Origin of the sequence: Flavobacterium hiemivividum (assembly GCF_004349145.1) — a bacterium.
Classification (GTDB): Bacteria; Bacteroidota; Bacteroidia; order Flavobacteriales; family Flavobacteriaceae; genus Flavobacterium; species Flavobacterium hiemivividum.
The window spans coordinates 430,302-453,173 of the sequence record NZ_SMFO01000001.1; the positions used below are offsets into that span (position 1 = coordinate 430,302).

A 22,872-nucleotide genomic window follows, 5' to 3' on the forward strand; every position below is an offset into this window, starting at 1 on the left:
ATTATAAATGCAAAAAGATTAAAAACAGCAATCTAAATAATTAATTCACGAATCACCGCACAAAAAAAGCCTCTACTTACGCAGAGGCTTTTTAATATTTTTAGTGATGTAAAACTTCTTCACCTGGTTTCATTGGTACATTTTGCGGTACAAAATCTACGTCATGATTTGGATTACTATAATCGTAAGGCCAACGGTGAACTTCTGGAATCTCTCCCGGCCAGTTACCGTGAATATGCTCCACAGGTGCAGTCCATTCAAGTGTATTTGATTTCCAAGGATTCATAACAGCTTTCTTTCCGTAGAAAATACTACTAAAGAAATTGTATAAAAACACTAATTGAAACGCTCCACCAACTAATGCAAAAACAGTTATAAGAACGTTTACGTTTTGTAAATCGTCAAATAAAGGAAATGCTGTGTTTGTGTAATAACGTCTAGGCAGACCTGCTAATCCGATAAAGTGCATCGGGAAAAACACACCATAAGCACATATTGCAGTCACCCAAAAGTGAACATAACCTAAGTTTTTGTTAAGCATTCTTCCAAACATTCTAGGGAACCAGTGGTAAACCCCTGCAAACATACCATAAAGCGCAGATATACCCATCACCAAGTGAAAGTGAGCCACTACAAAATAAGTATCATGTACGTTAATATCAAGTGTACTATCTCCAAGAATAATTCCTGTTAAACCACCTGTAATAAAAGTAGAAACTAATCCAATTGAAAACAACATTGCAGGATTCAACTGTAGATTTCCTTTCCATAACGTCGTTATGTAATTAAATGCTTTTACCGCTGAAGGAATCGCAATTAATAAAGTTGTAAAGGTAAATACGGATCCTAGGAATGGATTCATTCCTGAGATGAACATATGGTGACCCCAAACAATCGTAGATAAAAATGCAATTGCAATAATCGACATAATCATCGCTCTGTAACCAAAAATTGGTTTACGAGAATTAGTTGCTATAATTTCAGAAGTAATACCTAATGCAGGCAAAATTACAATATATACTTCTGGATGTCCTAAGAACCAAAACAAGTGCTCAAAAAGAACTGGAGAACCACCTTGATAATGTAAAACTTCACCAGCAATATAAATATCAGAAAGGAAGAAAGAAGTACCAAAACTTCTATCAAAAATCAATAACAAAGCAGCAGATAATAAAACTGGAAATGAAACAACTCCAATAATTGCAGTTACAAAGAAAGCCCATATTGTAAGTGGCAATCTTGTCATTGACATTCCTTTTGTTCTTAAGTTAATAACTGTAACTATATAATTTAAAGATCCCATTAATGAAGATGCAATAAATATAGCCATAGAAACCAACCAAAGTGTCATACCTAATCCTGAACCAGAAATAGACTGTGGTAATGCACTTAAAGGAGGATAAATCGTCCATCCGGCATTTGCAGGTCCTGATTCAACAAATAAAGATCCAATCATGATTACACTTGATAAAAAGAATAACCAATACGAAACCATATTCATAAATCCGGAGGCCATATCTCGCGCTCCAATTTGAAGTGGAATCAATAAATTACTAAAGGTTCCACTTAATCCTGCAGTTAAAACAAAGAATACCATGATGGTACCATGTATAGTAACTAAGGATAAATAAATATCATTTGTCATAACTCCATTTGGAGCCCATTTATCACCAAGTAGTATATTAAAAATTCTAAAAGACTCCTCTGGCCATGCTAATTGCATTCTGAAAAGTAATGACATTCCTACACCAATAACTCCCATTATAATACCCGTTATAAGGTATTGTTTGGCAATCATTTTGTGATCAATACTAAAGATATATTTAGTAATGAAAGTATCTTTATGGTGGTGTTCGTGATCGTGAACTTCTGCTGACATATATGTGTACTTTAAATATTCTTAATAATTATTTCATTACTACTTTAGAAGTAGCCGCTGTTTCTTTAACTTTCAAGCTATCAGCTTCCATCGCACCTTCAACAGGAGCTGGTGTCGCAGCAGCTTTAACTTGTTCAGCTAAAACAGTTTGCTCTTTTAACCAAGCTTTATAATCTTCCGGTGTATCTACAACAATTTTCATTTGCATATTATAATGTGATGAACCACATATTTTATTACAAAGAAGTAAATAATCAAAAGTATAAGGGTCTAATGCAGTTTCTCCTTTGGCAACTAAAGCAGCACTTTTCTTAGTACGAATAGCATTAATATTCGCTACTTTCTCAATCATATAAGGCAACTCTCTATATTCAGAAGTTGTATAAATTGGTTCGAAAGCAAATTCAGTAACCATTCCGGGAACACAGTTCATTTGCGCTCTAAAGTGAGGCATGTAAGCTGAGTGAAGAACATCTTGAGATCTAATCTTAAAATGAATTTTCTTTCCCTTTGGTATATGTAATTCAGAAACTACAATATCATCTTGCGCATAAGGATCAGCTAAATCTACACCCAAGGTATTAACACCTTCAATATATCTTACATTCGCCTTTCCTAAAACATTATCTTCTCCAGCTACTCTCGCAGTCCATTTAAATTGCTGAGCATATAATTCAACTACAACAGTATCTTCATCTTCGTCAATAAACATAATGTTTGTCCACGCATAAAGACCGTAAAGAATCAATCCAGCCAAAACAACCGCAGGAATAACACTCCAAATCGCTTCTAACTTATTATTATCAGCAAAAAACAAAGCTTTTTGACCTTGCTTTCCTCTATATTTAAAAGCAAAATAATGCAATAATACCTGTGTTATTGCTTGAACAATAAAAATTAAAACCCAAGTAATATTCATTAGGAAATCAATTTCCCCACCATGAGCAGATGCTGGCGTATGAAGTACAAGAGGCCCCCAAGTAAACAAACCATATATTGTAAAGATATAAATGAAGGCTAAAAAACCAAACATTAAATAACCTTGAATATCGTTATCCTTATCTGTAGCCACTTCTGAACTATCCACATTTGAGCCTACCTGAGTAAGATCAAATATCTTTGTCAACTGCCATAAAGCAACAGCTAATAAAACTAAAACTATAATTACCAACAAACTTGTCATCTGTTTATCTCTTTAAATATTAATAATGAAAATGTTTACTTTCTTCTATAAATGGATTTCTTTTTGGCAATAAAGGAGCTTTAGTTAAGGCTGTAAATACAGAATAAATAAACAATCCAAGAAAGAAAAGAACTGATGCAATTTCAGGAATACCAATAAACCATCTATCACCTACTGTTCCAGGCATAATCATATTAAAGAAGTCAAGATAATGTCCTACTAAAATCACTACACCTACCATACTAATTACCCATGTGAGTCTTTTAAAATCACTATGCATTAGAATTAGTAATGGGAATAAGAAATTCATAACTACAGCTCCAAAAAATGGAAGATTATACAATTGTATTCTAGTTATAAAGTAAGTTACCTCTTCAGGAATATTAGCATACCAAATTAACATGAATTGAGAAAACCATAAGTACGTCCAGAAAATACTAATTCCGAACATGAATTTTGCTAAATCGTGAATATGACTAGTGTTTACATGCTCTAAGAAACCTCTAGATTTTAAATATACAGTAACTAATGCTATTGCAGTGATACCACTTACAAAGAAACTAGCGAAAACATACCAACCAAACAAAGTACTAAACCAGTGTGGGTCTATTGACATAATCCAGTCCCAAGACATAATAGATTCAGTAACAATAAAGAATACTAAAAATCCCGCTGAGATATTAAAGTTCTTTTTGTAGTAACTATCATCATTAGATTCATCTTGAGCTAAACAATTTTTAGCTGAATAATATCTGTATAAATTCCAACCAATTAAAAATATAGCTGCTCTAACAATCCAAAATGGAAAGTTTAAATAACCAGCCTTATTTGCTATTAATTTATCATGCGCAACAACTTCAGGATCTAACCAAATGAATAAATGATTAAAGTGTAGTCCACACATAATTAATATCACAAAAAATATAACTGATCCTACAGGTAAATAAGCAGTAAGACCTTGCATCACTCTAAATAAAACAGGAGACCAGCCTGCCTGTGCTACTTGCTGAATTGCATAGAAAGCTAAAACTCCCATAGAAAGTAGTAGAAAGAAAATACAAGCAACATAAAGTGCTGCCCAAGGCTTGTTTTGCAACTGATGCAAAACATGATTTAAATGTTCTTGGTGTTCGGCAGCCTCTTTAACATCATGAGCAGTCGCATGCTCAGCAGCTCCTACATGAGCGTCTTCAGAAGATTTAGACTCACCATGAGTTGCTTCCACATGAGTTGCCTCTCCGTGACCTCCATGACTTTCTGCGGCAAGAAGATGTTCAACTTCTTGAATATCTTTCGGTGCATTCAAAAAACCATACCCTATTCCTAATAGACCTACGGCCATCAAGATGAAAGAAAAAGTTTTTAATTTATTTGAAAATGTATACATATCTATTACGATCAGTTTGTTCAACAATTATAATTGGCTTTTAAGTTTAAGCACGTAGTCAGCAACTAACCAACGTTCGTGTGTACTTAATTGATTAGCATGAGCTCCCATTGAATTTAATCCAAAAGTTTCTACATGAAAAATACTTCCTTCAGTGATTACTCTGTCTTTATAACTAGGAACCCCAAGGAATTTTTCTCTTTCGACTAATTTCCCTTTACCATCTCCAGCATTACCGTGACAAGAGGTGCAATAAATTTCATATAGTATTTTTCCTTTTTCAGAGTTTCTGTCTAAAGAATCCAATGGTGATTTAAGATTCGCTTTCGCTAACTCATAACCAGCAGTTGAATTTTCATAATCATAAGGCTCAAAACCTCTATTGATAGTTCCTTCAGCAGGCAATTGCGCTACTTTACCGTTTTTGAACGCATCAGATTCAGCATATGTTTCATATCCTACTGATTCGTACATGTTTGGAAAGTACTGATAGTTCGGTGCTTTATTATTATGGCAAGATGCTACTAAAATAGTAATACCAAATAATAGTGTTATTTTATATACCCTTTTCATATCTAGATTAATTCTTTTCAATTACTTTAACTTCTACAGCTCCTGTACTTTGGAAAAAAGAAACTAATTCTTCTTCGTTATTGTTAATCGCTACTTCCATTAAGAAGTGGTCATCTGTAGTTCTAACATCAGGATTTTCAGCTTCTTTGAATGGCCACAATCTACTTCTCATATAAAAAGTAATTACCATTAAATGCGCTGCAAAAAATACGGTCATTTCAAACATAATTGGCACAAATGCCGGCATATTTTGAATGTAGCTAAAACTTGGTTTTCCACCAATATCTTGTGGCCAATCTTGAATCATAATCAAATTCATCATCCAAGTAGCAAATGAAATACCAATACAACCGTATATGAATGAACATATAGCTAATCTAGTTGGCGCAAGTCCCATTGCTTTATCCAAACCGTGAACCGGAAATGGAGTAAAAACTTCTTCAATATGGTGATGAGCTGCTCTGGTTTGTTTAACCGCATCCATCAATATATCATCGTCATTATAAATGGCGTATATTACTTTGTTACTCATGGTGTGAATCTTTATTTGCTTCTCTTTCTCTTTTGTAATTATCTCCAGTTCCTTTCAATATCGTTTTAACCTCTGCCTGTGCAATTACAGGGAATGTTCTAGAGTACAATAAAAACAATACAAAGAAAAAACCAATTGTTCCTATGAAAATCCCTATATCTACAAACGTTGGTGAAAACATTGTCCATGATGAAGGTAAATAATCTCTATGTAAAGAAGTAACAATAATTACAAATCTTTCAAACCACATTCCAATATTTACAACAATCGAAATGATAAATGAAAACATAATACTTGTTCTTAATTTCTTGAACCACATAAATTGTGGAGAGAAAACATTACAAGTCATCATCGACCAATATGCCCACCAGTAAGGTCCGGTAGCTCTATTTAAGAAAGCATATTGCTCGTATTCAACTCCTGAATACCATGCAATGAAAAGCTCAGTAATGTAAGCAACCCCTACAATAGAACCTGTAATCATAATTACAATGTTCATTAATTCAATATGCTGAATAGTAATGTACGCTTCTAAATTCGACACCTTTCTCATAATAATAAGCAAGGTATTTACCATTGCAAATCCAGAGAAAACCGCTCCAGCGACAAAGTAAGGAGGGAAAATTGTAGTATGCCATCCTGGAATTACAGAGGTAGCAAAGTCCATCGATACAATGGTGTGTACAGAAAGAACAAGTGGAGTAGCTAATCCTGCAAGAACTAAAGATACTTCTTCAAAACGTTGCCAGTCTTTTGCTCTACCGCTCCATCCAAAACTTAAAATAGAATAAACTCTTTTATTAAAAGGAGTAATCGCTCTATCTCTTAGCATAGCAAAATCAGGTAACAATCCAGTCCACCAGAAAACTAATGACACTGACAAGTAAGTAGAAATTGCAAATACATCCCAAAGTAATGGTGAATTGAAGTTCACCCATAGAGATCCAAACTGATTTGGTATTGGTAAAACCCAGTACGCTAACCATGGACGACCCATGTGAATAATTGGAAATAAACCCGCTTGGATAACGGAGAAAATTGTCATTGCTTCTGCAGAGCGGTTAATCGCCATTCTCCATCGTTGACGGAATAATAATAATACCGCGGAAATTAATGTTCCTGCATGTCCGATACCAACCCACCAAACGAAGTTTGTGATATCCCATGCCCAACCAACTGTTTTATTTAATCCCCATGTTCCAATACCTGTAGATACGGTGTAAATTATACAGCCTATTCCCCAAAGGAAAGCTGCTAATGCGATTGAAAATACAATCCACCAATGTTTGTTTGCTTTCCCTTCAACAGGTGCAGCTACATCAACTGTTACGTCGTGATAAGATCTATCACCTATAACTAAAGGTTTTCTAATGGTTGCTTCGTAGTGAGACGACATAATCCTTTATCTTGTTTCTTAATTAATAATTTTTTGTACTAAGTATTTCTAACTTTCACGTGATAAATCACATTTGGTTTTGTTCCTACATGCTCTAATAAATGATACATTCTGTCATCTTCTACTAATTTAGTAATTTGACTTGCTTTATCATTAACATCTCCAAAAGTCATTGCTCCGTTAGAACAAGCATTTGAACATGCAGTTTGGAATTCACCATCAACGATTTCTCTTCCTTCTTTTTTAGCATTTAAAATAGTCGCTTGTGTCATTTGAATACACATTGAACATTTTTCCATAACTCCACGAGAACGAACATTCACATCAGGATTTAAAACCATACGTCCTAGATCATCATTCATATGATAATCAAACTCACTGTTTTTGTTATACAAGAACCAGTTAAAACGACGTACTTTATAAGGACAGTTGTTAGCACAATAACGCGTACCAACACATCTGTTATATGCCATATGGTTTTGACCTTGACGGCTATGTGATGTTGCCGCTACAGGACAAACAGTTTCACATGGCGCATGATTACAATGCTGACACATTACCGGCTGGAATGAAACTTGAGGATTATCTCCTGCTTTTTCCATTTCATTGAATGTAGACAATGAACTTGACAAACCAGAAATATTATTTTTTCTTTGGTTGTCACCTTCAAATGTACTTTCAGAAGAATAATATCTATCAATACGCAACCAGTGCATATCACGACTTCTTCTTATCTCAGATTTTCCTACTACAGGAACATTGTTCTCAGCATGACAGGCAATAACACAAGCACCACATCCAGTACAAGCATTCAAATCAATAGAAAGATTAAAGTGATGTCCAACCGAACGATCAAAAGAATCCCATAAATCTACTGTAGTAGCTTCTACTTCTTTATGATCTAAGGATACCATAGGAACTGGGTTCCACAACTTAGCATCTTTAGTATTAAAGATTTCCAAAGATGTTTCTTTGATAATATCTCCTCTACCCATTAATGTTTTTTGACCTTGAACACAAGCAAACTCGTGATCTCCGCCAGCTTTTTCTAATGTAACAGATTGTACATTATTAAAACCTTTATATAAAGAGTAAGCATTAATACCTACTTGCATTTCTTCTTTCAAAGCCGCTTTGCGACCATATCCTAAAGCCAATCCAATTGTCCCTACAGCTTGACCTGGCTGAACAATTACAGGCACGTTTTCTAATTTTAGACCATCAACCGTAGTGATCGTAGCATAACTTCCGTTAAGACCTCCATTAGCAACAATTTCATTAGACATTGTTAACTCTCGAGCATCTGCACTTGAAACAGTAACATAATTATCCCAAGAAACTCTTGTGATAGGATCTGGAAACTCTTGCAACCAAGGATTATTTGCTTGCTGTCCATCACCCATTCCTGTTTTAGTATACAATACTAATTCAAAACCTGGAACAGCTTTTGAACTAGCTAATACACTTGCAGCTCCGCTATAATCAGCAGTACCACCAGCGATAGACTGAGGAGCACCAACATAAACTCCATCATGCAATATTTTATTCCAAGAAGAACCTGAAACTATCGAAGATGAATTTGCTTTGATATAATCATAATAAGTCCCTGACAAACCATTTAAAGACATTAAAACATCTTGAAATTGTTTTGTATCAAACAATGGACGAATTGTAGGTTGAGTTAAACTATAAGTACCATTAGTAAGACTTAAATCTCCCCAAGCCTCAAGATAATGAGGAACCGGAGCAGCAATAGTACTAACTAAAGCCGTTTCATCTTCTTTTAACGATAAAGAAACAGAAGTAGTCACTTTTTTAAGCCCTTCAACAAAAGACGCCGAATCAGCTAATGTATAAACAGGATTAACACCACTCATTATTAAAGTATGAACGCTTCCCGCTTTCATATCCTTAACTAACTGAGCAACTTTTTCGTTAGATCCTTTTCTTATTTGTCTTGCACCAGTAGTAGTAAAAGCTTCACTAGCTAAAACTTGATTAATAGCCAAAACTAATAATTGAGCATTTTTATCCTCAATACCAGAAACCAAAACTCCTTTTGAACCAGCTGCTTTTAATTGTTGTGCCGCCTTTGTAACTTCAGCTTTGAAAGCCGCGTCTAAACTTACAGCAACCGCAGAACCAGTTACAATATTATATATGTGAACTAATGCTTGTTTTTGATTTGCAGTTGACATCGGTAAACGTCTATCAGCAGCAGCACCAGACAAAGTCATATTTGCTTCTAATTGAAAATGACGCGACATTTTTCCGTTTTTAGGAACTCTGCCTTGCGCATAACCTGAGTCATACCCACCACCTTGCCAATCACCGAGAAAATCTGCACCTACAGAAACTATAAGTGAAGCTTTTGAAAAATCATAATCAACTAACGCTCTTTCACCGTAAACAGTTTCGAAAGCATCTAAAGCCTCAGAAGAAGAAACCGCATCATAAATAACATGTTTCGCACCTGGATTTGAAGCTATAAATTGACCGATTAATTTTTCAGTTGATGGACTTGCTAATGTATTAGTTAACAATACTACTTGTCCACCTTTAGCATTAGCCTCAACGATACTTGATTTGATTTTTGAATCTACAGCAGACCAAGTTGAATCTTTACCTCCAATTTTCGGCTCTTTCAAACGCATATTATCATACAACGACAAAATCGATGCGTGAATTCTTGCATTAGCAGTAAATTTCGCTCCTGAAATAGTATTGTTATCTATTTTAATAGGACGCCCTTCGCGAGTTTTAACAAGTAGGTTTGCAAAATCAAAACCATCAAAGACAGAAGTAGCATAATAATCTGCTACCCCAGGAATGATTTGCTCTGGCTGCAATACATAAGGAATCGACTTGTTAACCGGACCTTCACATGCAGCAAGCGTAGCCGCTGCAGTACTAAATCCAACGTACTTTAAAAAGTCACGACGTGATGTTGAAGAAGACATTGCCTCTTTACTTCCTAAAAATTCATCAGTAGGAATTGGTTCAACAAATTCGTTATTTCTAAGCGCCTCAACAATAGAACCGTTTTCTAGTTCTTCAACACTTTTCCAGTATTTTTTGTTTGATGACATTGTATATAAATATTAAAATCTTAATAATTTGATTAATAGTGACATTTACCACACTCTAATCCACCCATTTGCGCTGCAGTCAATTTTTCAACACCGTATTTTTTAGAAAGTTCTTCATGAATTTTAGTATAATATTCATTCCCTTCCATCTTTACATCCGTTTTTCTATGACAGTCGATACACCAGCCCATTGTTAATGGAGCAAATTGTTTTTGAAGCTCATAAGTTTCAACTGGACCGTGACATGTTTGACACTCAATTCCAGCAACACTAACGTGCTGAGAGTGGTTAAAATAAACAAAATCAGGTAAATTATGAATACGAACCCATTTTACAGGTTGTGATTTTCCTGTGTATGATTGAGATGATTTATCCCAACCCACAGCCGCATACAACTTATTTATTTCCTCATCATAGAATGCTTTGCTGTATTCTGGCGTAGCAGTAGTTTCAGCAACTTCAGCTATACTCTTATGACAGTTCATACAAACATTCAAAGAAGGAATTCCAGCATTTTTACTTACTCTAGCAGCAGAGTGACAGTATTTACAGTTGATTTCGTTGTCACCAGCGTGAATTTTATGAGAAAAATGTATTGGCTGAATAGGCTCATAATTTTGATCTACCCCCACTTGCATTAAGAAGCCATAAACAAAATAAGCACTAACCAGCAATAAAAGAATAGATGAAACCAATACTAAAAATTGACTCTGAGCAAATGCTTTCCAAATTGGAGTAGTTTTAGCCTTAGGCTCAATTACGATACCATTTGCTTTAGCAACTTTTCGTAAAACATTATTTACCAACACCAACATAACAACCAACATTGCCATAACAAGAGCAAGAGCTCCTAATATCACAGTATCAGATATCCCACTTTGATTAGATTCGCCTGCAACAACAGCACCTGCAACGGCAGCTGGAGCCTCTACTTTCTTTTCAGAAGTATAAGCTATGATATCATCTATGTTAGATTCAGATAACGCAGGAAAAGCAGTCATAGGAACTTTATTGTTCTCTTCAAAAACTTTCACAGCAGCTTTATCTCCAGATTTTATAAGTGCAGCACTATTCTGAACCCACTTATACATCCAAGGCATATCGTGTTTTTCAGCAATACCTCTAAGAGCAGGGCCTGTTGATTTAGCATCAAGCTTATGACACGCAGCACAATTAGAATTAAAAAGTTCTTTACCCTTTACCGGGTCACCACCTAAAGTAGCTACTGGAGCTTCAGTTGCGTCAGCTGGAGCAGCATCTTGCGCAAATGAAGTTAAGGAAAACGTAAGCATTAAAGCTAAGCTTACAAATAGTTTCCTTGAGTTCGAATTATGGTTACCCACCTTTTTCATAAAATATAATGATTATCTAATAAAAATTGGCACAGTTTTCTCTATAAACACTTATATAAAAAAACAGTCCCTTTATTTTAAACTTCGACAAAAATACGACTTATGAACTATTCTCAAAACCTTAAAATAGTCTTAATCATAATTTATAACTGTTCTAAATAATAATTATGTTTTACATTCATTCATTAAATACTATTTTTGCTTAAAAACCACTACGTTATGAGAATTTCAATAATAAAAAACATCTTTTTTTACTCCATTTTACTCAGCATTTTATCTACTAATGCGAAAGCGCAGGATCGAAACCTGACGGTTACCCAAGATTCAAAATTCGAACAATTATTAAATGAAAAAAGAAAAATAAACCCCTCACTAACTGTAAATGAGCGCTATAAAATTCAAGTTTTTAGTGGCGATAGTGACAAAGCAAAAAAGACCTTAAATGATTGCAAACAGAATTTTTCAGATTTAGATGGCACTATTGTTTTCAATACTCCAAATTACAAAGTTTGGGTTGGTAATTTCAGAACTCGAATTGAAGCGGAACGCAATTTAATAGAAATTCGTAGAAAGTACGAAAATGCTTATCTGATAAAACCTCAAAAATAAATATTGAAGTCGACTATCTTCTTTAATAAGTATTCAACTGCACTGAATTACAAGAAACCATTCGCCGCGACGAATGGTTTCTTGTTTTAATTCGTTTGCAATTCCTTTGTTTGTGGGTACAGATTGCAAATCTGCGCTATCGTTTTCAACAAATTGGAGCCATCTGGGTATGGTAATAAAATCCAAAAGCCACTCCGTTTTGAAGTGGCTTTTTCGTTGTATCTAATTGTCGCTATGACGATACTACAAATAGTTGATTATACGTAGATATTATAAAAAATAACTAGACACCAAAAAATCTAATTCGCTACATGTTCATAAAACATTTCTGTCAGTAGCATTATGTACAAACAACATCTACTCCTTTAAAAAACAATACACTTTTGGAAAATCATCTTTAACTAAATGTGATGCACCGCATTCTAAACCAACATCCAGATACGACCAATCTTTATTCTTGTCGTTTTATTTATATTTTTAAATGAATTAACAAACTGCTGTTCCCCAATTTTGACTAGTAAACTTACCAATAGCTCTCCATGTACATAACCAACCGAGTTCTCGAAGTGCAGTAAACATAATTTTTTGATAGATATATCGTCATTGTTACAACTTTTGTCTCCTACTTTGCAGTAATTAACTCCTTGTTATTCTACGTTAGACATTAATAATGAAACTATTTCCACTCCATTAATGTTACATTTGTTTTCGCATTAAACACTGCAAAGGCAGATAATCCAGATACTTAAAACCATTTTAAACTATTCATCCTTTTATTTTTCTTTAACTATAGCTTCACCTATAATAGTTAATATGCCGAAGTTTACTAGCCAATAAAATGGATCCTATACTTAACTACCTCTATTCTCTAGTAAAGTTTCTGTCCCTAAATGAAATCTAAATCCGCCTTTATCGCTAACGTCAGCTTTATTATTATAAGGTTCAAAATCTTGCTTAACAAGTCTAAACCAACCATTATATTTTTATCAGCATTATTATCGATAATATCATACGCTTTATTTGGAATACGTTGCTGTTGCGATCTCTCGAGAGCCATGTTCTACAACACCATCGGTCGATTTATTAAATAAGAACTCAGCTCTAAGTCTTCCAATTCTCTTGTATCTACGACCCTGTTTCCTCAAAAATTATAAGCTGATTGATAAGCATATTTTTCTGTAAATGGGTCAATAGAAATAAATTGTCCAATTGCAAAATCATAATTTCTATACTTAAAGCTATACCAGTTCAGTCCCAACTGTTCTTGGATCACTTTTCCATTATACTTAATATTTTTAAATATATAACAAAAAAAAATCCCGACGAATCGGGATTTTTTTAATATGTAGAAAATTAAATTTTATTTCAATTTCTTTTTGATTGCAACTTCGTGGTACGCTTCAATAACATCTCTTTCTTCAATGTCATTGAATCCTTTAATTTGAATACCACAATCATAACCCTTAGCCACTTCTTTAACATCATCCTTAAATCGTTTCAAAGCACTAAGCTCACCAGCGTGAACTACAACACCGTCACGAATAATTCTGATCTTAGCATTTCTAGCTATTTTACCATCCATAACCATACAACCTGCAATAGATCCTACTTTAGAAATTTTGAATATCTCTCTAATTTCGGCAGTACCTAGTACTTCCTCTTTCATCTCAGGAGCAAGCATTCCTTCCATTGCATCTTTCAAGTCATCGATTGCTGCATAGATAATAGAATAGTAACGGATATCGATTTCTTCTTTATCAGCAAGCTGTCTTGCATTTCCTGCAGGACGAACGTTAAATCCGATAATGATCGCGTCAGAAGCAGAAGCCAACATAACGTCAGTTTCAGTAATCGCTCCAACACCTTTATGTATAATGTTAATTTGAATTTCTTCAGTAGATAATTTAGAGAACGAATCAGATAGCGCTTCAACAGAACCATCAACATCACCCTTAAGGATCACGTTCAATTCTTTAAACTGACCTAATGCAATTCTACGTCCAATCTCATCTAATGTAATATGACGTTGTGTACGAACTGATTGCTCACGCATCAACTGAGAACGTTTAGATGCAATTTGTTTTGCTTCTTTTTCTTCTTCGAAAATATTAAACTTATCACCAGCTGTCGCTGCACCATCAAGACCTAAAACTGATACTGGAGTAGAAGGACCTGCTGAAGTAACAATATTACCTCTCTCATCATGCATGGCTTTAATTTTACCATGATGCTTACCAGCTAACATATAATCTCCTACTTTAAGAGTACCATGTTGTACTAATATCGTAGAAACATATCCTTTCCCTTTATCAAGGAAGGCTTCAACTACTGTTCCTTGCGCTTCTTTATTAGGATTAGATTTTAAATCTAAAACTTCAGCTTCAAGTAAAACTTTTTCCAATAATTCCTTTACACCTGTACCTACTTTTGCAGAGATATCATGAGATTGAAATTTACCACCCCAGTCTTCCACAAGTAAATTCATACCTGCTAATTTCTCTTTAATTTTTTCAGGGTTTGAATTTGGCTTATCTACCTTATTGATAGCAAATATAATTGGCACACCTGCTGCTTGAGCATGGCTTATTGCTTCTTTTGTTTGTGGCATGATATCATCATCCGCAGCAATTACAATAATAGCAATGTCTGTTACTTGAGCACCACGTGCACGCATCGCGGTAAACGCCTCGTGACCCGGTGTATCTAAGAAAGCAATTTTTTGACCATTATCTAAAGTTACTCCGTATGCACCAATATGTTGTGTAATTCCTCCAGACTCACCAGCGATAACATTTTCTTTACGTATGTAATCCAGTAAAGATGTTTTACCGTGATCGACGTGACCCATTACGGTAACAATAGGAGCTCTAAAAACTAAATCTTCTTCTCTATCTTCAACGACCGTAATCGCGTCTTCGATATCAACAGTTATAAATTCAACTTCATAACCAAACTCATCAGCTACAATTGTTAAAGTTTCTGCGTCAAGACGTTGATTCATGGTAACCATGATTCCAAGTGACATACAAGTACCAATTACTTTAGTAATAGGCACATCCATCATGATTGCAATTTCACCAACAGTAACAAATTCAGTAACCTTAATAGTCTTACTTCCTTCGTCTATTGCTCTTTGCTCTTCATCAGATTTCTGACGGTGCGTATCTCTTTTATCTCTTCTGTATTTAGCCGCTTTAGATTTCCCTCCTTTTTTACCTTGAAGTTTTTCTAAAGTCTCCCGAATTTGGTTTTTTACTTCCTCTTCAGTAGGCTCCACTTTTGCAACAATCGCAGGCCTGTTTCCTCTTACAAATCCAGGTCTTGAACTTCTGTTCGCATTAAAACCAGCACCACCAACATTTGGCGTAATCTTATTAGGATTTGGTGCACCAGGAACTCCAGGAGGTCTAGGCGTGCCCGGTTTAGGAGCAATTCTTTTGCGTTTATTTTTATTAGCCGCTCCAGCAGCTCCAACAGCGCCAGGCTTATTTGGAGTGATTTTTGGCTCTTCTTTCTTCTTTTTCGGTTTATTAAACTGAGACAAATCGATAGTTTGTCCTGTTAATTTTGTCCCTGATAATTTCTGATATTGAGTTGTAATAGCTTCCTCAACCGGAGCTTCGTCCGTTTTAGGAGCCGCTTTTTGTTCAGCAACAACAACTTTTTTATCTTCTTTTACTGGTTCCTTCACCACTTCTTTTGCTGGTTCTTTAGTTTCGACAACAGGTTTTACCTCTTTTTTGTCTGCAACAACTTTTTCTTGAACCACTTCTTTTTCAACTGGTTTTTCTGTCGAAGTCTTAGCTTTAGGTGCTTCCGATTTTTCGGCAACAACAGGAGGAGCCGGAGGAGTTGGCGTAACTGGCGCTGGAACAGCTGCAGCAGCTTTTTTAGGATTTAGATCGATTTTCCCTACTTGAACAGGTCCCGCTATAACAGCTCTCGCTTTTACAACTTCTTGTTGTTGTTTAAGAATTGCTTCGTCGTGTTTGCGTTTCTCTTCGATTTCTTTCTCTCTCTCAACACGTAAAGCCTCTTTCTCTTTCCTTTTCTCTTCTCCTACTTCTTTTGAAGCCTCTTTTTTACCTCTGTCACCCGCAAATTGACCGCACAAGACATTGTATACATCATCAGAAATTTTTGTGTTTGGATTTGCTTCAATAGCAATTCCTTTATCTTTTAGATAATCCACAGCTCTTTCCAAAGAAATATTCAATTCCCTTAAAACTTTGTTTATTCTAATAATTCTCTCTTCAGACATAAAACCTTTTTATTATTACCTTTTTTGTTATTCCTCGCTTTACTTTCAACTCGCTATCTATCGAGTAAAAATTAATTGTAAAGCGGCATGTTTATCGTTGAAGATCTATTGACTAACTGTCAAATTCTTCTTTCAATATTCTCATTACATCTAGAATTGTTTCCTCTTCTAGATCTGTTCGTCTTACTAAATCCTCCACTTCTTGCTTTAAGATACTTTTTGCTGTATCCAAACCAATTTTTGCAAATTCTTCAATAACCCAGCTTTCGATTTCATCTGAAAATTCTGTTAATTCAACATCATCTTCATCAGCAGTTGCACCAGCAACATCGCCTTCACGTATAACATCTAACTCATAACCAGTCAAAAGACCCGCTAATCTAATGTTGTGTCCACCTCTACCAATCGCTTTTGAAACTTCTTCTAGTTTCAAGAAAACCTCTGCTCTTTTAGTCTCTTCATTTATCTTAATAGATGATACTTTTGCAGGGCTTAAAGCTCTTGTAATATATAATTGAATGTTACTTGTATAATTAATAACATCTATATTTTCATTTCCTAATTCACGAACAATTCCATGAATACGGGATCCTTTCATACCTACACAGGCACCAACTGGATCAATTCTATCGTCGTAAGTTTCTACAGCTACTTTTGCTTTTTCGCCTGGAATCCTTACCACATTTTTAACCATAATTAAGCCGTCAAAAACTTCAGGAATTTCTTGTTCAAACAATTTCTCTAAAAACTTCTCTGAAGTTCTAGACATAATAATTTGAGGCTTATTCCCTTTTAATTCAACGCTTTCAATGATTCCACGCACATTATCTCCTTTACGGAAAAAATCAGATGGAATTTGTTTCTCTTTTGGCAAAACAATTTCGTTCCCTTCGTCATCTACTAAAATAACAACTCTAGGTCTTACATGATGCACTTCGGCAGTATAAATCTCTCCCGTTAAATCTTTAAATTGCTTGTAAAGATTTGTATTGTCATGTTCGTGGATTTTCGAAATTAGATTCTGACGTAAAGCCAAAATTGCTCTTCTTCCTAAATCTATCAATTTCACTTCTTCAGAAACCTCTTCACCAATTTCAAAGTCAGCTTCGATTCTTCTAGCTTCTGTTAACGTAATTTCTTCGTTTTCAAAATCTAAATCTTCATCTGCAACAATAACTCTTCGTCTCCAAATTTCCATATCTCCTTTATCAGGATTTATAATAATATCGAAATTATCGTCTGAACCATATTTTTTCTTCAATGCATTTCTAAATACATCTTCTAAAATGGCCATAAGCGTTACACGATCAATAAGTTTATCATCTTTAAACTCTGAGAATGAATCGATTAATGCTAAGTTTTCCATGCGAATTCTTTAATTAAAATGTTACTGTAACAATTGCTTCTTTTATATCTGCGTAAGGAATCTGTAGCGTCTTTTCAACAGTCTCTTTCCCCTTACCTATCTTTTTAGGCTCTCTTGCTTTCCACGACAAAATTACAAAATCATCATTAGCTTCCACTAACTCCGCTTCAATATTTTCTGTATTAGTTTTCACAATCAAGGTTCTACCTATATTTTTCTTGTATTGTCTGATTTTCTTCAACGGCGAAGAAACCCCTGCTGAGGCCACTTCCATTGAATAATCTTGCTCTTCCCTATCTAAACTTGCGTCTATTGAACGACTGATATCAATACAGTCCTGCAATACCACACCATTATCATCGTCTAAAGTTATAATAACTTTAAAAGCATCAGTAATGGTAAGGTCTATCAAGAAAAGCGACGGCTTTTCTGCAAGAGCTTCAGTCAACAATAAATTTACTTTTTCTTTAAATGTCATATTTTTTATAAAAAGAGGGGACATTTAGTCCCCTCATTATCTAGATTTTAATAAATAACGGTGCAAATATAGTGTTTTTTTTATAATTTAAATTGATTGCGTGCCGTAAAAATAATTCTTATCTTTATGCATGGCAGAAAATAACGAATTTTCCCATAATTTAATCTATCTAATTATGAAACGAATTTTAGTTCCAACGGATTTTTCAGAGCATGCCGAAAACGCATTGAAGGTCGCCGCACAAATTGCAATAAAAAACAATTCCGAAATATTCCTGCTCCATTTATTAGAAATCCCTACCCAATTGAACGATGCCATAACTGGAGCCGCAAGCATTCCTGAAGTCATGTTATTCATGAAAAAAGCAAAAGAAGCACTCCGAAAATTAAAAGAAAAAGACTATCTAAAAGACATTCAAGTAACTGAAAAACTGCGGTTTGAAAGAGCGTTTGACGGTATCTTATCTTGCAGTAATGAAAACGAAATTGATTTAATCGTTATGGGATCACACGGTATCTCTGGAATAGAAGAAGTGTTAATCGGATCTAATACCGAAAAAGTAGTTCGATTATCAGACGCTCCCGTTTTAGTAATTAAAAAAGGCACCAAGGAGTTAAAAGGTACAAATTTTGTTTTCGCATCTGATTTTTCGAAAGAAATAAAAAAACCATTTAAAAAAATGATTGAGTTCAGCAAAATATTTGACGCAAAATTAAACTTAGTAATGATTTGCTCTCCCAATAGCTTTAAACCAACCGCTCTTTCTGAAAAAATAATGAATGATTTCATAACTGAATACAATATCACCAATTATTCCACACATATTTATAACGATGTTAATATCGAACAAGGAATTATTAATTTCTCTAATTCAGTCAATGCTAATTTAATAGGACTATGCACCCACGGAAGAACCGGTTTAGCCCATTTCTTCACTGGAAGTATTAGTGAGGATTTAGTGAATCACGCAGTAAGACCGGTAATCACTTTCAAAATATAAAATTATAATTATACAATTCTGAAATTTTCAAATTACGCTTGTCTAAAAATCGGATTTTACGATTTCATTTTTTTTTAAATATATTCCAAAAAAAAAAAAGCCTCTCAAATTGAGAGGCTTTTGTTGGTCTACAAGGACTCGAACCTTGAACGACTGCACCAAAAACAGTTGTGTTACCATTACACCATAGACCATCAGTGTTGCTTAGCGAGTGCAAATTTATAATTAAATTCAGTTTGCGCAAACTTTTTTAGAACTTTTTTTCAAAAATTTTTCGATTTAAATTAAATCTTTTCAAGCAGGCGTTGAAAAATACTTATAATCAATAGATTACCAAAATGAATACTTTGACAGAAATTTTCGATATTCTTTCTTCCCTTAACTAAAAAAACATTTTCTTTGTAGATTAAAGTATAACTAAAATTCAATACATGAATAAGGCGGCATTTAATTTCAATAAATGGAATACGATTATAGGTTGGTTTACATTTCTAATCGCATTAATAACTTATACACTTACAGTTGAACCCACAATGAGTTTTTGGGATTGTGGAGAATATATCGCTACTGCTGCAAAACTTCAAGTAGGCCACCCGCCAGGAGCGCCATTGTTTCAAATGATTGGTGCCTTTTTTGCCATGTTTGCTTCCAATGACGAAAATATCGCCTTAATGGTAAATATGACCTCTGTCGTTTCAAGCTCCTTTACTATTTTATTGATGTTTTGGTCCTCTTCGATGATTTTGAAAAAATTAATTTCAAGAATTGCAGAACCAAATTTAAAAGAGGACGACGCTAATCAAATAAACAAAAGCAATGCTATTGTAATTCTAGGAAGTTCTTTTGTTGGCGCCTTAGCTTATACTTATTCTGATAGTTTTTGGTACAATGCTGTAGAAGCCGAAGTATATGCAATGGCCTCTTTATTTATTGCCTTACTTTTCTGGTTAGGATTACGCTGGGAACAAGACATGGATACACCTCGAGGAAATCGATGGTTATTGCTAATTTCCTTAGTTATCGGATTGTCATTTGGAGTTCACTTTATGGCTCTTTTAACGATTCCTTCAATTGGATTATTATACTTTTTCAAACATTACAAAACGGTTACGGTAAAGAACTTCATCATTGCAAATGTTGTAGTAATTTCCATTTTATTGTTTATTTTCAAATTATTACTGCCATTAACCATGACTTTCTTTGCAGGAACAGAGGTTTTTACAGTTAATAGCCTTGGAATGCCTTTTAACTCGGGAACCATCCTAGTTGCAATATTACTAGCAGCTGCTTTTTACTTTGGTTTAAAATACACTAACAATAAAGGACTTATAACCTACAACACCTTAATTTTATGTATTTTATTTGTTTTAATTGGGTTTTCAACCTGGACAATGCTTCCTATTCGCGCCAATGCTAATGTGATCATAAATGAAAACAAGCCTTCAGATGCACGCGAGGTTCTAGCCTACTACAATAGAGAGCAATATGGCTCTAATGCTTTGTTTTATGGCGCTCAATACACTGAAGTTTTTGCTGGTTTAGACAAAGACAAACCTTACCTTGACAAAGCTCCCAACTATGAAAGAAACTACATAACTGGGAAATACGAAATTGTAAATAATTTCAAAAATGCCTTACAAAATAGTGATGATAATCATAAAACTATTTTACCGAGAATGTGGAGCACGGATCATATCGCTAATTATATGAACTTTACCAATGCACCTCATTTTGAGCTAAATCCAAATTATCCTTACGAGGATGACTTAGCAAAATACGGAATCGATGTAAACACTCTGTCCGAAGAAGATTATCACAAAGCTATTGCTCAGTTAAAAAATGAGATTCAAAAAACAGTATCAGAATTTAGAAATGCATACGCTCAAAAACAGATTGATAATGATGGCTATGTAAAATTCCTAAAAAGTTACGGCGAATATCTTATTATAGACAAACCTACAGCTATAGACAATTTAAGCTATATGTTCGAATACCAGTTTGGCTATATGTACTGGAGGTATTTGATGTGGAACTTTGTAGGTCGTCAGAACGACATACAAGGACGCTACGACAATCAAAACGGAAACTGGATTAGTGGAATAAAAATCTTAGACGAATTGCATGTGGGCTCTCAAGACAACCTGCCAGAAGACGCACTTAACAACAAAGGCCGTAACACTTACTATTTCCTACCTTTTATTTTAGGCCTTATCGGTCTAATGTTTCACGCAACTAAAGATCGTAAAAGTTTTTATGTGTTATTGACGCTATTCCTATTCACCGGTTTTGCCTTAAAAATATATCTAAATGAACGACCTTTTGAACCTCGAGAAAGAGATTATGCTTTAGTAGGATCTTTTTATGTCTTTGCGATTTGGATCGGTTTTGGAGTATATGCGCTTTACGACAGCCTTAAAAAACATCTAGCTCCAAAAATAGCAGGCCCCATACTTATTGCAGCAAGTTTATTAGCCGCTCCAGTACTTATGGCGTCCCAAAACTGGGATGATCATGACCGTTCTGGAAAGTACACAGCAACAGCAATGGCAAAAGCCTACCTTGACTCTTGTGACCCTGATGGAATTTTGTTCACAATAGGTGATAACGACACCTTCCCATTATGGTATGCTCAAGAAATAGAACACGTAAGGACCGATGTTAAAATCGTGAACACTAGTCTTTTTATGACAGATTGGTACATCGACCAGATGAAAACGAAGACATACGAATCTGATCCGTTACCAATTTCTTTTACTCATGATCAATACGTGGGTGACAAACTGGATTATGTGGTTCATATTCCAAAAACCGAAAGCAGATGGGATATTAAAGATTTCATGGACTTCATTAAAAATCCAAAATCTACAGTTCAAATGCAGAACGGGCAGACGATTCACTTCTATCCAACAAATAAGATTAGAGTTCCTGTTGATAAGGCGGCAATCATAAAAAACAAAGTTGTAGCACCTCAGTACTATGATTCTATTGTTCCTTACATCGACATCGATATTAAAGGAAACGCCTTGTATAAAAACCGTCTAATGATGTTAGATATTGTTGCAAACAACGACTGGAAAAGACCTATTTTCTTTAGCCCCGGCGCTTTTGACGATGAAGATTACCTATGGATGAAGGACTTCCTTCAACTTGACGGAATGGTTTATAAATTAGTTCCTGTGCGAACGGCGATCCAAAAAGATGGTAGCCCGTTAGATATGGGACAAATTGATTCAGAAAAAATGTATACCAATGTCATGAAATGGGAATGGGGAAATAGTGATAGCGACAAAATCTACCACGATCCGGAAACCAGAAGAGAAAGCATCACCTATAGAACAAATCTAGCCCGATTGATGGATCAATTGATTCTTGAGAAAAAGTTTGACAAAGCTAAAAAGATTATCGATCTAGCTTTAACCAAAATGCCGTTAGATAAATTTGAATATTACTCCTTAGTAGAACCTTTCACAAAAGGATATTACCAAGTGGGCGAAAAAGCCAAAGCACAACGGCTTCTAGAGAAATTGATGGCTAAGTACAAAGACAATCTAAATTACTATAGTAAGATTAAGTCTTCGGAGCAATCAAGTTTAGCCATAGATATCATCACAGACCTGGAGCGCTACAGAAGCTTACTACAGGTAATGAAAGAAAATGGAGATATTAATTTCTACAACAAAAACAAAACTGTATTTAATACTTATATCGAAATGTTTGAAGGTTTCGGAAGAGAAAAAGAATAAATTAAATATTAGAAATATCCTCAA

At 34.8% G+C, this 22,872-nt stretch carries 16 protein-coding genes and 1 tRNA gene; 3 read left to right on the forward strand and 14 right to left on the reverse strand.

Annotated elements, in window-relative coordinates; translation table 11 throughout:
• Positions 1-100 precede the first annotated feature (100 nt).
• The 8 genes from E0F98_RS01945 to E0F98_RS01980 are packed head-to-tail and all read right to left on the reverse strand — an operon-like array spanning position 101 to position 11,391.
• Positions 101-1,879 carry a cytochrome c oxidase subunit I gene (locus E0F98_RS01945; RefSeq protein ID WP_132108666.1) on the reverse strand — a complete coding sequence of 593 codons (1,779 nt, stop codon included), beginning with the start codon at positions 1,877-1,879 and terminating at the stop codon, positions 101-103.
• 28 nt (positions 1,880-1,907) lie between these two features.
• Complete coding sequence (locus E0F98_RS01950) at positions 1,908-3,062, reverse strand: cytochrome c oxidase subunit II (RefSeq protein ID WP_132108668.1); 1,155 nt, start codon at positions 3,060-3,062, stop codon at positions 1,908-1,910.
• Between the two features lie 19 nt (positions 3,063-3,081).
• Positions 3,082-4,449: a cation-translocating P-type ATPase gene (locus E0F98_RS01955; protein ID WP_132108670.1), complete on the reverse strand. Its 1,368-nt coding sequence runs from the start codon at positions 4,447-4,449 to the stop codon at positions 3,082-3,084.
• Positions 4,450-4,476: 27 nt separating this feature from the next.
• Positions 4,477-5,022, reverse strand: a complete 546-nt coding sequence (locus tag E0F98_RS01960; protein WP_132108672.1) for a c-type cytochrome — start codon at positions 5,020-5,022, stop codon at positions 4,477-4,479.
• A 7-nt stretch (positions 5,023-5,029) separates the two neighbouring features.
• Positions 5,030-5,554, reverse strand: a complete 525-nt coding sequence (locus tag E0F98_RS01965; protein ID WP_132108674.1) for a DUF3341 domain-containing protein — start codon at positions 5,552-5,554, stop codon at positions 5,030-5,032.
• Entirely contained in the window at positions 5,547-6,950 is a 1,404-nt protein-coding gene (gene nrfD / locus E0F98_RS01970) for an NrfD/PsrC family molybdoenzyme membrane anchor subunit (RefSeq protein ID WP_132108676.1), read from the reverse strand. Before nrfD ends, E0F98_RS01965 begins: the two co-directional genes overlap by 8 nt.
• Positions 6,951-6,988: 38 nt before the next feature.
• The gene (locus E0F98_RS01975) at positions 6,989-10,039 is read right to left on the reverse strand and encodes a TAT-variant-translocated molybdopterin oxidoreductase (RefSeq protein ID WP_132108678.1); all 3,051 of its coding nucleotides are present in this window, start codon (positions 10,037-10,039) and stop codon (positions 6,989-6,991) included.
• 32 nt (positions 10,040-10,071) lie between these two features.
• Positions 10,072-11,391, reverse strand: coding sequence for a cytochrome c3 family protein (locus tag E0F98_RS01980; protein ID WP_132108680.1), 1,320 nt, complete (start codon positions 11,389-11,391; stop codon positions 10,072-10,074).
• A gap of 219 nt (positions 11,392-11,610) precedes the next feature.
• Here E0F98_RS01980 and E0F98_RS01985 point away from each other — a divergent pair, with 219 nt between their 5' ends.
• Positions 11,611-12,000 (forward strand): SPOR domain-containing protein, encoded by a 390-nt coding sequence (locus E0F98_RS01985; RefSeq protein ID WP_132108682.1) that lies wholly within the window; start codon positions 11,611-11,613, stop codon positions 11,998-12,000.
• Between the two features lie 886 nt (positions 12,001-12,886).
• Here the strand turns inward: E0F98_RS01985 and E0F98_RS15995 are convergent.
• The 5 genes from E0F98_RS15995 to rimP form a co-directional block, all read right to left on the reverse strand.
• A complete protein-coding gene (locus tag E0F98_RS15995) occupies positions 12,887-13,057 on the reverse strand; it encodes a hypothetical protein (protein WP_165929267.1) in 171 nt (56 codons plus the stop codon).
• A gap of 84 nt (positions 13,058-13,141) precedes the next feature.
• Entirely contained in the window at positions 13,142-13,354 is a 213-nt protein-coding gene (locus tag E0F98_RS16150) for an RHS repeat-associated core domain-containing protein (protein ID WP_207917083.1), read from the reverse strand.
• 6 nt (positions 13,355-13,360) lie between these two features.
• The gene (gene infB, locus E0F98_RS01995; protein WP_132108684.1) at positions 13,361-16,261 is read right to left on the reverse strand and encodes a translation initiation factor IF-2; all 2,901 of its coding nucleotides are present in this window, start codon (positions 16,259-16,261) and stop codon (positions 13,361-13,363) included.
• Between the two features lie 112 nt (positions 16,262-16,373).
• A complete protein-coding gene (gene nusA, locus E0F98_RS02000; RefSeq protein ID WP_132108686.1) occupies positions 16,374-17,627 on the reverse strand; it encodes a transcription termination factor NusA in 1,254 nt (417 codons plus the stop codon).
• Positions 17,628-17,640: 13 nt separating this feature from the next.
• Positions 17,641-18,105, reverse strand: a complete 465-nt coding sequence (gene rimP / locus E0F98_RS02005) for a ribosome assembly cofactor RimP (protein ID WP_132109331.1) — start codon at positions 18,103-18,105, stop codon at positions 17,641-17,643.
• A 175-nt stretch (positions 18,106-18,280) separates the two neighbouring features.
• On the opposite strand from rimP, the gene E0F98_RS02010 reads away from it, so the two are divergent.
• The gene (locus E0F98_RS02010; RefSeq protein WP_132108688.1) at positions 18,281-19,105 is read left to right on the forward strand and encodes a universal stress protein; all 825 of its coding nucleotides are present in this window, start codon (positions 18,281-18,283) and stop codon (positions 19,103-19,105) included.
• Between the two features lie 123 nt (positions 19,106-19,228).
• Here the strand turns inward: E0F98_RS02010 and E0F98_RS02015 are convergent.
• Positions 19,229-19,299, reverse strand: a tRNA-Gln gene (locus tag E0F98_RS02015).
• A gap of 237 nt (positions 19,300-19,536) precedes the next feature.
• Between E0F98_RS02015 and E0F98_RS02020 the strand changes: the two genes are divergently transcribed.
• Positions 19,537-22,848, forward strand: coding sequence for a glycosyltransferase family 117 protein (locus E0F98_RS02020; RefSeq protein ID WP_132108690.1), 3,312 nt, complete (start codon positions 19,537-19,539; stop codon positions 22,846-22,848).
• The last annotated feature ends 24 nt before the right edge of the window (positions 22,849-22,872 follow it).